Origin of the sequence: Micromonospora sp. NPDC049171 (assembly GCF_040648275.1) — a bacterium.
Taxonomy (GTDB): domain Bacteria; phylum Actinomycetota; class Actinomycetes; order Mycobacteriales; family Micromonosporaceae; genus Micromonospora.
The window spans coordinates 1-11,956 of the sequence record NZ_JBEZDJ010000010.1; the positions used below are offsets into that span (position 1 = coordinate 1).

General features: G+C 69.2%; 8 protein-coding genes. 1 reads left to right on the forward strand and 7 read right to left on the reverse strand.

Annotation, left to right across the window (positions count from 1 at the left end):
- The 4 genes from AB0B14_RS14675 to AB0B14_RS14690 all read right to left on the reverse strand — a co-directional run.
- The coding region (locus tag AB0B14_RS14675) for a beta-ketoacyl synthase N-terminal-like domain-containing protein (protein ID WP_357522701.1) at window positions 1-3,653 on the reverse strand (3,653 nt) is incomplete at its 3' end.
- Between the two features lie 321 nt (window positions 3,654-3,974).
- Window positions 3,975-5,210: a cytochrome P450 gene (locus AB0B14_RS14680; RefSeq protein WP_357073300.1), complete on the reverse strand. Its 1,236-nt coding sequence runs from the start codon at window positions 5,208-5,210 to the stop codon at window positions 3,975-3,977.
- Between the two features lie 204 nt (window positions 5,211-5,414).
- Window positions 5,415-6,830 carry a ricin-type beta-trefoil lectin domain protein gene (locus AB0B14_RS14685; protein ID WP_357522702.1) on the reverse strand — a complete coding sequence of 472 codons (1,416 nt, stop codon included), beginning with the start codon at window positions 6,828-6,830 and terminating at the stop codon, window positions 5,415-5,417.
- Window positions 6,831-7,219: 389 nt separating this feature from the next.
- Window positions 7,220-7,525 (reverse strand): hypothetical protein, encoded by a 306-nt coding sequence (locus AB0B14_RS14690; protein ID WP_357073305.1) that lies wholly within the window; start codon window positions 7,523-7,525, stop codon window positions 7,220-7,222.
- 207 nt (window positions 7,526-7,732) lie between these two features.
- Between AB0B14_RS14690 and AB0B14_RS14695 the strand changes: the two genes are divergently transcribed.
- Window positions 7,733-9,820: an NPCBM/NEW2 domain-containing protein gene (locus AB0B14_RS14695; protein ID WP_357522703.1), complete on the forward strand. Its 2,088-nt coding sequence runs from the start codon at window positions 7,733-7,735 to the stop codon at window positions 9,818-9,820.
- 112 nt (window positions 9,821-9,932) lie between these two features.
- On the opposite strand, the gene AB0B14_RS14700 is transcribed toward AB0B14_RS14695, so the two are convergent.
- The 3 genes from AB0B14_RS14700 to AB0B14_RS14710 all read right to left on the reverse strand — a co-directional run bounded on the left by AB0B14_RS14700 (window position 9,933) and on the right by AB0B14_RS14710 (window position 11,903).
- Entirely contained in the window at window positions 9,933-10,409 is a 477-nt protein-coding gene (locus AB0B14_RS14700; RefSeq protein WP_357073311.1) for a hypothetical protein, read from the reverse strand.
- Between the two features lie 2 nt (window positions 10,410-10,411).
- The gene (locus tag AB0B14_RS14705; protein WP_357522704.1) at window positions 10,412-10,768 is read right to left on the reverse strand and encodes a PadR family transcriptional regulator; all 357 of its coding nucleotides are present in this window, start codon (window positions 10,766-10,768) and stop codon (window positions 10,412-10,414) included.
- A gap of 91 nt (window positions 10,769-10,859) precedes the next feature.
- The gene (locus AB0B14_RS14710; protein ID WP_357522705.1) at window positions 10,860-11,903 is read right to left on the reverse strand and encodes an iron-siderophore ABC transporter substrate-binding protein; all 1,044 of its coding nucleotides are present in this window, start codon (window positions 11,901-11,903) and stop codon (window positions 10,860-10,862) included.
- Window positions 11,904-11,956: the final 53 nt, after the last annotated feature.

The following is an 11,956-nucleotide window of genomic DNA, read 5'->3' on the forward strand; positions in this document are numbered from 1 at the left end:
GTGTTGGTGGTGAGGGCGGTGAGGGCGTGGGTGAGGTGGGTGGGGTTGGTGGTGGTGATGGCGGCGCGGTGGGGGTGGTGGGTGCGGGTGTGGGTGGTGGTGTAGGCGAGGTGGGTGAGGGGGGTGGGGGTGTGGTGGAGGTGGTGGAGGAGGTGGGTGGCGGTGGTGGTGAGGGCGGTGGGGGTGGTGGCGGAGAGGGTGATGGTGTGGTGGGTGGTGGTGGTGGGTGGGGTGGTTGGTGGTGGGTGGGGTGGGGTGTGGTGTTGGGTGATGATGTGGGCGTTGGTGCCGCCGAATCCGAAGCTGCTGGTGGCGGCGGTGGGGGTGGGTGTGGTGAGGGGTGTGGGGGTGGTGGGGATGGTGAGGTGGGGGTTCCAGGGGATGTGGGGGTTGGGGGTGATGGTGGTGGGGTGGGGTGGGATGGTGCGGTGGTGGAGGGTGAGGATGGTTTTGATGAGGCCGGCGATGCCGGCGGCGGCTTCGAGGTGGCCGATGTTGGTTTTGACGGTGCCGAGGTGGAGTGGGTGTTGTCGGTGGGGGGTGAGGGTGTGGGTGAGGGCGCGTATTTCGATGGGGTCGCCGAGGGTGGTGCCGGTGCCGTGGGTTTCGACGTAGTCGATGTGGTGTCCTTCGACCCCCGCGTCGGCCAGGGCGCTCAGCACGACACGCTCCTGCGCCGCACCGCTCGGTGCGGTCAGGCCGTTGCTTCGACCGTCCTGGTTGACCGCGCTGCCCCGGATGACGGCGAGGACACGGTCCTGCAGCGCGAGCGCCGTGCTCAGGCGGCGTAGGACGATGATTCCGCAGCCTTCGCCGCGGACGTAGCCGTCGGCGTGTTGGTCGAAGGTGTGGCAGCGGCCGGTGGGGGAGAGCATGCGGCCTTTGCTGAGGGCGATCATGGCGTCGGGGGAGAGGATGAGGTTGGCGCCGCCGGCGATGGCGGTGTCGGTTTCTCCGGTGCGTAGTGCCTGGCAGGCGAGGTGCACGGCGACCAGGCTGGAGGAGCAGGCGGTGTCCACGACCAGGCTGGGCCCTTCCAGGCCGAGCGCGTAGGACACCCGGTTCGCCGCGAAATTGGCCGACACCCCGATCGCCGTGTATTCGTCGATCGAGTCGGGGCTCTCGGTGCTCATCCGCTCGTATTCACCAGACCGCATTCCGATGTAGACGGCGGTGTTGGTGCCGCGCAGGCGGTGGGGGGGTAGGTGGGCGTGTTCGAGGGCGTGCCAGGTGGTTTCGAGGATGAGTCGGTGTTGGGGGTCGATGGCGGCGGCTTCGCGGGGGGTGATGCCGAAGATGGTGGGGTCGAAGCCGCGGACGTTGGTGAGGAAGCCGCCGTGGCGGGCGTAGGTGTGGCCGGGGGTGTCGGGGTCGGGGTGGTAGTAGCGGTCGTTGTCCCAGCGGTCGGTGGGGATGGGGGTGATGGCGGTGCGTGCCTCGGTGAGTAGTCGCCAGAATTCCTCGGGGCCGTCGGCGCCGGGGAAGCGGCACCCGATACCCACCACCGCGATCGGCTCGGACGCCGGGGGCGCGGAGTCGTCGCGCTGCGCCGCTGTCGGTGCCGTCGCCAGCGCGCGAGCGGCGGCGGCGATGGTCGGATGGTCCCAGGCGAGGGTGGCGGGTACGTCACGGCCGAGCCGCCTGGACAGCTTCTCCGCGATTCCTACCGCCTGCACCGAGGCCAGACCGAAGTACGTGAACGACTCGTTCGGCGAGACGTCCCGCACGGCGCAGTGTGCGGACTCCGCTATCAGCAGTCGTAGCTGGCTCTCGATGTCGGCCGGCGTCCAGGTCCGCGAGCCGGCGACGGTGACCTGGTCCGGCGACGTGGCGGGCGGCGTGACCTCGTCGCCGGCGGTGGTGACGTCGAGCGGCGCCCCCGGCCGGGTCGCCTCGTCGTGGTCGCTGGCAATGGGCACCGGAGGCGGGTAGTCGCCGTCGAGGTACCTGGCCCGAGCGGCGCGGCGCTGGATCTTGCCGCTCGACGTCGTCGGGAGAGCACCCGGGCGGACGAGCACGATCGCGTCGGCGGCCAACTGGTGCTCGTCGGAGATCCGGCGTCGGATGGTCGCGGCGATCCGGCCGTGCTCGGCGGGGTCGAGCCGACGTCGAGGCAACTCCTGGACCACCACGAGCGAGGGTTCGCCAGCGGCCTCGACCGCGAACGCGGCGCACCGCGTCGAGGCGAGCGCGGGATCGCTGTCGATGCTGGTGGCCTCGATGTCGTGGGGATGGACGTTGCGTCCCCAGAAGATCATCATGTCGTCCACGCGACCCGTGACGTACAGCTCGCCGTCGAGCAGCGCGCCGAGGTCCCCGGTACGCAGGTACCGCTGCTTCCCGGTGCCGATGGTGTTGTGGAACGCCCGTGCGGTGGCCTCCGGGTTGTCGAGGTATCCGCCGGTCACGCTCTTGCTGCGAAGCCAGATCTCTCCCACCCGGCCCGCACCGGCACGGCGGCCGGTCGCCGGATCGACGATCTCCACAGTGGTGCCGGACAGCGGACGCCCCGAGCTGACCAGCGCCCGCGCCCGCGCCGGGTCTGTCGGCGGCAACACCCGGCCCGCTTCGAGCTCGTCCTTGGCGACGTAGCGCACGACCGGATCGGCACCGACCGCGTTCGTCGACACGACGAGAGTGCTCTCCGCCAGGCCGTAACCGGGAATGAGACTGGACCTGCGGAAACCGCAGCCGGCGAAGGTGCGTGCGAAGGCGTCGAGTGTGGTCATCCGAACGGGTTCGGCCCCGTTGACCGCTCGCGTCCAGGTCGACAGGTCGAGATGCTGCCTGGCCTGTTCGTCGATGCGATCGACACACATCTGGTACGCGAAGTTCGGTGCGAAACTCACGACCCCGCCGTACCGCGTGATGGCCTCCAACCAGCGCAGCGGCGACCGGACGAAGGCCATCGACGCCAGGTGTGTCGACGGAAACCCGGAGAACAACGGGAAGACCAGGCCCGAGAGCAGCCCCATGTCGTGGTAGAGCGGAATCCAGCTGACACCGTGCATGTCGGGGTTGAAGGCGAGGCGACTCTCGGTCGATCGGGCGTTGGCCAGCAGATTGCCGTGGGAGACCCGCACACCCTTGGGCATGCCGGTCGAGCCCGAGGTGTACTGGAGGAACGCCAGTGCGGCACCCGTCGAGCCGGGGGGCTGCCAGTCCCGCCCGGAGCCCTCGGCGACATCGTGTCGGACGGACAGCCAACGCGCCTGCCGCAACGACGAGCCGACCTGCCCGGCCAGGTCGGCCGGCAGGCGATTCGGCTGCGTCGCGTCCGGTGGCGGCTCGTCGGACAGCACGATGGTGGGCCCGCAGTCTCGCGCGATCGCCTCGATCCGGTCGTGGCGCCCCGAGGCGACCGGTGGGTACGCGGGAACCGCCACGAGCCCCGCGTAGAGGCAGGCGAGGAAGGAGGTGACGTAGTCGAGGCCCGGTGGGCACAGCAGGAGAACCCGGTCACCGGGCTTCGCCGCCTGGCTGAGCACGGCCGCGACATCCCGGACGCGGGCTTCGAGCCCGCCGTAGGTCAACTCGTGCACGACGGGCGGCGCGGACCCCACGTGGTCGAGGAACCGGAAGGCGAGGCGGTCGGGTTGGCGCTCGGCGCGCTGGCGGAGCAGCTCGTTGATCGTCTGCGGGCGTGCCGTCACGACTGTGCCCCCCGTGTCCTCGGTGCGTTCGCACTCGTGCTTCCGGAAGCGCTGCACTCGGCGGCGCGTGGGGGAATTCCCGGCACCGCCGAGTAACAGTGTGCGGTGCGGAGGGCTAGGGGATCTTTTAGTTCTGGGGCATGGCAATGCATTTACCGGAGACGATGCGACGCGATTTATGAAAAGTTTCGGTTAATTCCGTCCCCGGGCTGGCGGGGGGCGTAGCGCCCGTTTTCAGCCCACGGTTTCGCCGCCGAACCGACCCGGCGGCGGCCGCCGCCGGGCAGGCGCCAGGGCGGGTACGACGTGCGGGCGCGGAGGTCAGACGCCGATGCGGAGGGGGAGCGTGAGCAGGCCCCGGACGAGGGTGCCGGAACGCCAGCCGAGCTCTTCGGGCTCCCGGGCCAGCGTCAGCTGCGGGAATCGGGCCAGCAGCGCGTTGAGGGCGATCTCACCTTCGAGACGGGCCAGCGGGGCGCCGAGGCAGTAGTGGATGCCGTGCCCGAAGGCGAGGTTGCCCCCCTCCCGACGAATGTCGAGTCGGTCCGGGTCCGGGTACTGATCGGCGTCACGGTTGGCCGAGGTCAGCGCGACGAGGACGAACTCGTCGGCGGGGATCGTCGTTCCGCTGAGCACGATCGGCTCGGTGGTGTAGCGGAGGGTGGCCATGTTGAACGGTCCGTCGTAGCGCAGCAACTCCTCCACCGCCTGCGGGGTGCGGGTGGGGTCGGCCCGCAGGGCGGCCATCTGCTCGGGGTGGCGCAGCAGCGCCAGGACGCCGTTGCCGATCAGGTTGACGGTGGTCTCGTGCCCGGCGATCAGGAGCAGGAGCACCATGTCGAGCGCCTCCTGGTCGGACAGCGCGTCGGTGCCGTCGGTGGCGACGAACATCGAGAGCACATCCGGACCGGGACGGCGTCGCTTGTCGTCGATGAGCCTGCCGAGATAGGCGGCCAGGTCCTCGTACCTGCGCGTTGGTGAGGGTCGGCCGGACAGGATCCCGTTCGACCACTCCCGAAACGCGTCTCGCTGTTCGAGTGGCACACCCAGCAGTTCGGTGATCACGGCTATCGGAAGGGGAAACGCGAAGCTGTCCAGCAGGTCGATCTCGCCGCCGTTGCCGGCCGCCTCGGCCGCCACGGCGTCCAGCAACTCGTCGGCGATCTGCTCGATCCGCGGGCGGTAGTGCGCGATGCCGCGCGTGGTGAACGCCCTGCTGACCAGGCGCCGCAGCCTGGTGTGGTCCGGCGGGTCGCTGTTGAGCATGTGGTGAGCGGCCGACTTGACCACATTGTGGAACTTGTCCGGGTCGGTGTGGCGTTCCATCAGGCGGACGACCGACGCGCTGTTCTTCGCCAGTCGCGGATCGGCGAGCACGGCCCGGGCATCCTGGTGACGGGTGACCAACCAGGCCCGGATCCCGGACGGGACGACGATGCGCACGACCGGTCGTTGCTCGCGGAGCACCTTGTAGAACTCGTGTGGCTGCGCCAGTTGGTCGGCGTCCAGCACCAAAAGATCGTCAACGGTGTCGTCGAGGGGGGCTGCCTCGGTCACGAGTCCTCCTTGGGTGGCGAGTGAGCGCCGACCCAAACGGTGCGACGCCAGACGGTATTCCGCTCACCCACCAACGACCCGTGCCACCTACCCCGCGAAAATTGTACTCGACTGTCATTGACGGCTGTCGATTGAAATTCGGCAGGGCGGCCCCTGCGATCCGGGCGGGCTCGGCACACCGCCGAGCCCGCCCGGACACGATCATCAGGCCAGGGGCGCGAGCCTGAACTGCTGGTTGGTCTGTCCGTGGCAGTCGTACAGCTGGATCTGGGCGCCGTTGGCGGTGCTCCAGACGTCCAGGCAGCGGCCGGACTGCACGTTACTGATGGTGCCGTTGGAGTTGACGTTCCACTGTTGGTTGGTCTGGCTGTGGCAGCCGTAGATCTGGACCGCCGCGCCGTTGCCGGTGCCCGCCGCGTCCAGGCACATGTTGCCGTACACCTGTAGTTGTTTGCCCGAGGTGTAGGTCCACGCCTGGTTGGACTGTTTGTTGCAGCCCCAGAGCTGGACCCGGGTGCCGTTGTTGTGGGAGGCGTTGGGCACGTCCACGCAGCGGCCGGACTGCGTGCCGACGATCTCGCTGGCGGAGGTGGGCGGGACGCTGGGCGAGGTGGTGGGGGTCGGCGTGTTGGTGGGGGTGGGTGTGTTGGTGGGGGTCGCCGTCGGGCTGGTCGGCGTCGAGGGCAGCAACGGGCAGGTGCTGCGGTAGGTGACCACGCCGCTGTTGTCCAGCAGCGGGCAGAGGAACTGGCTGTACCGGGTGTCGTTGTCGACGAACATCTTGACGAACGGCAGCATGGTCCGGACCATCACCGGGTTCGACCGCCCGACCATAAACCCGTGATCCGCGCCGGCGACCTCCAGGTAGACGCTCTCCGTCGTGGTCGGGAGGCTGTTGTACAGGCCGGTGGCGTAGGACGGGGTGACCACCGTGTCCGCCTGCCCAGCGAAGATCATCGTGGGCACCCGGTCGTTGGCCAGGTTCGACGAGGGCGAGTATGGCGCGATGCCGACCACTGCCTTCAACGACGGGCGCCGGATGGCCGCGCTCAGCGCGCCACCGCCGCCCATCGAGTGGCCGGCGACCGCCAACCGGTTGGGGTCGACCCGGTCGCGTACCGGGCTCTGCTGTGTCAGGTAGTCCAGCGCGGCGAGCAACTGGGTGCCTCGGGCCGTGTCGAAGTCGTTGCGGCTGTTGGTCTCGATGCCGATCACGACGAAGCCGTGGGAGGCCAGCCACGGCCCCATCCAGGCCAGTTCGGCGGAGAACAACGCGGTGTAACCCGGCGAGATCGCGATGGCCCCGAAGGTGCCCTGGCTGGTGTCGGTGGGGTAGTAGATCCTGCCGCCGTTGAAGCCGAACCCGGTCGGGACGCTTACCGACGTGTTGGCGAAGGGGCCGTTCACGGCGGTGACGCTGGTCCGGGTGGGATCCGGGCCCCGCTGGTACGGGTTGTCGGCGGCCGAGGCCGACCCGGTCGTCACCGTCAGGGTGAACAACCCGACCACTGCCGCGATCCCGGCCGCGGCGATCGTGAACAGCCGCCCGCGAAGACGGGAGGGCCGCCGGTCGGCACGGGTGTTTCCGGAGGGTGGTGGGTGGTGTGCATGTCCTCGCACTGTCGGTACCTCCTGGTGGTGGGTGGGGGCAGAATTTTCGGGACCGTTCCGGAAAGAACGAGCGTTGGTGGTCGGGTGCGCCCGGTGGGACGGGTCCGGGACACCACGCGGATCCTCCGGTGGCGAGATAGGACAATCCTGTTCACTGGTCGAGGCGGAGGCCCCGCTCGGTGAGCGGTGGCCAGCATGCCGCGTCCGGCGCTGAAATGATCATGTTAACGTTCACACTTATCGATGGCCTTCAGGCTGGCAGAAGGTTCCAGGATTATCAACCGGTAGTTTCGGACCTGTTGCGGAGTGGGAGGTCACGCCCGGGTCCGGCCGGTGGAGCAAGATCAACTGATGGGTCGGAAGGTTCGACAGCCCAGTTCCGGCGAACGATCGCCGCGTTACCGCCCGCGACGGAGGTTGTCGGCGATGCGGTCCACCGCCTGCTTCGCCTCGATCAGGCTCGTGCCGGTCTGCTTGCGGTACGCGCGAACGGCCTCGATCGTCCGGCCGCCTTCCAGGTGCCGGACCACCTCTGGTTCCACCGGATCGGCGATGCCGAGGTGATCCATGATCAGGTCGAGCTTCCGCTGGACGGCCGCGAGCTGGGTCACCGAGCGGCGCTTCTCCTGGGACCAGGCCCCGATCGCAATCCCGATCGACCCGATCGCGGCGATGACGAGCAGTGTCGCTTCCCACGGAACCATCAGCACATCTAATCACCGGCCCGCAACCGAGGGGCGGCGCCGATGCCGGGCACCGGCGTCGTGGCCCGGCACCCGCGCAGGGCCAGCTCGTGGACGCCGAAGAACATAATTTATTAAATAATATTGACATCCGCGCGTAACGGCTTGCAAGATCGGTCGAAACAACCCAGGAGTACGGGCGTGTCCCACTGCTGTGAAGGAACCCGTGTGAGACGACAACTGTTCACCACTCTGACCGCCGTCACGGCCAGCCTGCTGATCGTGCCCGCCCCGGCCCACGCCGCCGCCACGAACGACGCCGTGGTCGCCACCAAACCCGCACCCCAGCAGGTGCTCAGCCCCACGCCCTACCAGGGCTGGAACACCTACTTCGGCCTCGGCGGCGACTTCTCCGAGCAGTCCGTCCGGGAGGTCGCCGACTCGATCGTCAGCCGTGGCCTGGCCCGGGCCGGCTACGACATCGTCTGGCTGGACGGCGGCTGGCAGGACCCGGAGCCGCGTACGGCGGCCGGTGACCTGCGGGCCGACCGGGCTCGTTTCCCGAACGGGCTCAAGCCGCTTGTCGACTACATCCACTCCAGGGGCCTGAAGGCGGGCATCTACACCGACGCCGGTCCGTACATCCCCGGCAAGTGTGGGCTCGGCAGCGGCGGCGGCTATTACCAGCGCGACGCGAACCAGTTCGCCGCCCTGGAGTTCGACGCGGTGAAGGTCGACTTCCTCTGCGGGATCGCCGCCGACCTGGACCCGAAGACCGCCTACACCGAGTTCGCCCAGGCGCTGCGGAACAACGCCAGCAAGCGACAGATCATCTTCAACCTGTGCAACCCGGTGACCTCTCCGGACTGGGGCGACTACCCACAGGAGCAGCAGTCGACGTACTCCTGGAGCTATGCCCCCCAGATCGCGCAGTCCTGGCGGACCTACACCGACGTGGGTTTCGTCGGCGAGATCAAGTTCAAGGACGTGCTGCGCAACTACGACGCGAACGCGCGGCATCCCGAGGTCGCCGGACCCGGTCACTTCAACGACCCGGACTACCTCGGCCCCAACCTCGGACTGTCCGACGAGGAGTTCCGTACGCAGATGACGCTCTGGTCCGCGGCCGCCGCGCCGCTGGTGATCGGCAGTGACATCCGCAAGCTCAACCAGGCGTCGATCGACGCGCTCACCGACCCCGAGGTCCTGGCGATCAACCAGGACCCGGCCGGTGTCCAGGCCGTCCGCGTCGGTGCCGCCGGCACGACCGAGACCTGGGTCAAGCGCCTGGCCAACGGTGACCGGGCCGTGGTGCTGCTCAACCGCGGTGAGAGCTCGAAGATCATTACCGCGAACGCGTCGTCCGTCGGCCTGTCCGGCGCCCGCTTCACCGTGCGCAACGCGTGGACCAACCAGGTCACCGAGAGCGCGGGCACGCTCAGTGCCGCGGTGCCGCCGCACGGTGCCGCACTGCTCCGGGTCGCCCCGGCGCGCGGTCTGCCGGGTGTTCCGCACGTGACCGCCGGCCTTCCGCAGGTCACGAAGGTCGGTGACTCCGCCACGCCGGAGGGGACCGCACCAGTGGTCGGCGGCGGTGACCAGACGCGGGTCGAGGTTGTCGTCCGCAACGACGGCCTGCTGCCCGTGCTCATGCCGCAGGTTGGTCTCGCCGCGCCGACCGGCTGGACGGTTCGGTCGCTCAGCCCGGCGCCGCTCGTGCTCGCCCCGGGTCGGTCCACCACCTTCGCCTTCACGGTGACCCTGCCGGCCACCGCCGCTGCCGGGGACGCCACATTGACCGCCACCACGTCGTACGACGTGGTGGGGCGCGGCACGACGCGCCAGACGTCGGTGTCGACGGTGGTGGTCGCACCGGCGCCGCCGACCGGTGCCGTCGTGCTGTCCCACCACACCTGGGTCAGCGCCACCAGCGGTTGGATGACCCCGACCGTCGACCAGAGCGTCGGCGGCGGGTCACCGATCAGCATGGTCGGCCAGGTGTACCCGACCGGCCTCGGCGTCGCCGCACCCTCCACGGTCCGTTACTACCTGGGCGACAGGTGCGACAGGTTGACCGCGACCGTCGGCCTGGACGACGCGGTCCGCAACGTCGGCCCCGAGGGAGCCACCTCGACCTTCCAGGTGGTCGGCGACGGGCGGGTCCTGTTCGACAGCGGCGTGCTGACCCGTGACGACGTCCGTCAGGTCGACGTCGACCTGACCGGTGTCCGGGTGCTCGACCTGCTGGTTGGCGACGGCGGCGACGGCGGTTACAACGACCGCGCCGACTGGGCCGGCCTGAACGCCACCTGCTGACACGCTGCACGATCGTCGTGAAGATCGAAGCTCCGGCCCGGGTGCGCGCCCAGGCCGGAGCTTCGATCACCGCCGACGTGCGTCGCGGCCGTCCAACTTGGGCGATGCGGCGTCAGCCGGCCAGGTTGTCGCCCGCCCGGTGCCGGCGACGATCGCTCGCGCCCTGCAGGATGGCCGCGACGACGGCGGCCACCACCGAGAGAAGAACGAGCAGCAGTGCCGGCGCCACGACGCCGGTGATGTCCTCGCCGGTGCCGCGCGCCAGCACCATGACCGTGGCGACCCCCGCCACCATCAGGCCGCCGGTGGCCAGCGCGAGGTACTTGACGATCCTGAAGACGGTTGTCGCGTTCCTGGCCATGGTCAACCTCGCAAGGTCCGTCGCGCGTTCCCGGATGATGCCGGTGAACGTCTCGGTGAAGAGCCAGAGGATGAAGGTGCCACGTCCACGGCCCTCGGTCGCGGCCCGGTCCCGGCAGAGGTCGACGAACGTCTGCTCCATGCTGGCGGCGAAACGGTCCCGGTACGGCCGCGGATAGAGACCGAGCAGCCTGCGGTACCAGCGTCGATATCGTGCCTGACCGTCCATGGTCAGGCACCCGTCGCCCTGGGCAGGAGGGAGCGTTCGTGAGCGACCGCGACGACGTGGTGGTATCGCTGCAATTCCGCCGCGAGGGTCTGTCGGCCGAGCGCGGTGATGCCGTAGTAGACGCGGCGCTCATCGTCCAGGGTCGGGTCGATCTTCTTGTCGCTCTCGCGGATCAAGCCCGCCTCGGTCATCCGGCGGATCGAGCCGTAGAGCGTCCCCGGCCCCATCCTGACTTTTCCCCGGGAGTCGGACTCGACCTGTTTCATGATCCCGTAACCGTGGCGTTCCTCGGTCGAGAGCACGAGCAGGATGTGCAGCACCGCAGGGGTGAGGGGTCCGCCGCCTCTGGTGCTTGCCATGAGTCGAAACTATATCCGTCACGGATACATGTCAAGCGCGATCCGTCGGGCGGGGAACCGTTCCGTCAGGTCCAGTTCCCCGCCCCGATCGTCAGGCAGCGGGCCGCTGCACCGCCGTGGCGGGGTTGCCGTCCACCGCCGCGGTGAGTTGCGGAACGAGCTTTTCCAGCAGGAACGGCAGGCTCAACGGGGTGATGAACGAGGTCGCGGCACCGACCAGCTCCTCGTTCTCCAGGTAGATGTCGCGACCCTCGGTCTTGACCTTGAGCTTGCTGTAGAGCGGGTCGGCCTGCACCTTCGCCTTGTCGGTGTCGTAGCTGTCGACGAGCCAGATCAGCACGCCGGTGTCGAGCATGTCGGTGCGCTCCCGGCTGAGGTTGGCGCCGAACTCCTTGCCGGTCACCTCGGCCAGCCCGGACGGCAGGGTGAAGCCCAGGTCGGTGAGGAGCCGGCCGCGCGAGTCCTGCGGGCCGTACACGTAGTAGCCCTCGTAGGTGGTGGCCATCAGGCCGGTCGCGCCGGCGAAGGCCGGGTTCGCCGTGCGGACCGCGGCGAACTTGGCCTCGACGTCGGTGACGACCTTGTCCGCCTGGGCCTTGCGCCCGACGGCGGTGCCGACGGTACGGGTCACGTCCTGCCAGGACACCCCGTAGTCGACGGAGTCCTTCGGCTGCGCCACGGTCGGCGCGATCTTCGCCAGCTTCGCGTAGTCGTCGCTGGTCAGCCCCGAGTAGACGCCGAGGATGAGGTCGGGCCGCAGGGCGGCCACCTTCTCGAACTGGATGCCGTCGGTGTTGGTGAGCACCTGCGGCTTCGCCCCCGTGCCCAGTGCGGCCTCGGCCCAGGGCCAGATGGCGCCCGGCTTCTCGCCGAACCACTCGGTGGTCGCCACCGGCACGACGCCCAGCGACAGCAGGGCGTCCTGCTCGACCAGGCCGACCACGGCGATCCGCTTGGGCTCGGCCGGGATGGTGGCGGTGCCGAACTTGTGCTCGATCGAGACCGGGAAGGCGTTGGAGGTGGCGGCGCCGGAGGAGGGTGCCGACGGCTCCGATCCACCGCCGCAGGCCGCGAGGAGAAGCAGGAGCGCGGTCGAAGCGACAGTCGCGCCCCGGCGGATTGAGGGAAGCCGCACGGCTGTTCCTTTCTGCCAGCGAGGCCCCAGGGTGGTGACCTCGAACGGGAGTG

Coding starts and splice junctions, on each gene's coding strand:
- AB0B14_RS14700 (WP_357073311.1), bottom strand. CDS start 10,409: ATGGACGGTCAGGCACGATATCGACGCTGGTACCGCAGGCTGCTCGGT.
- AB0B14_RS14690 (WP_357073305.1), bottom strand. CDS start 7,525: ATGGTTCCGTGGGAAGCGACACTGCTCGTCATCGCCGCGATCGGGTCG.
- AB0B14_RS14705 (WP_357522704.1), bottom strand. CDS start 10,768: ATGGCAAGCACCAGAGGCGGCGGACCCCTCACCCCTGCGGTGCTGCAC.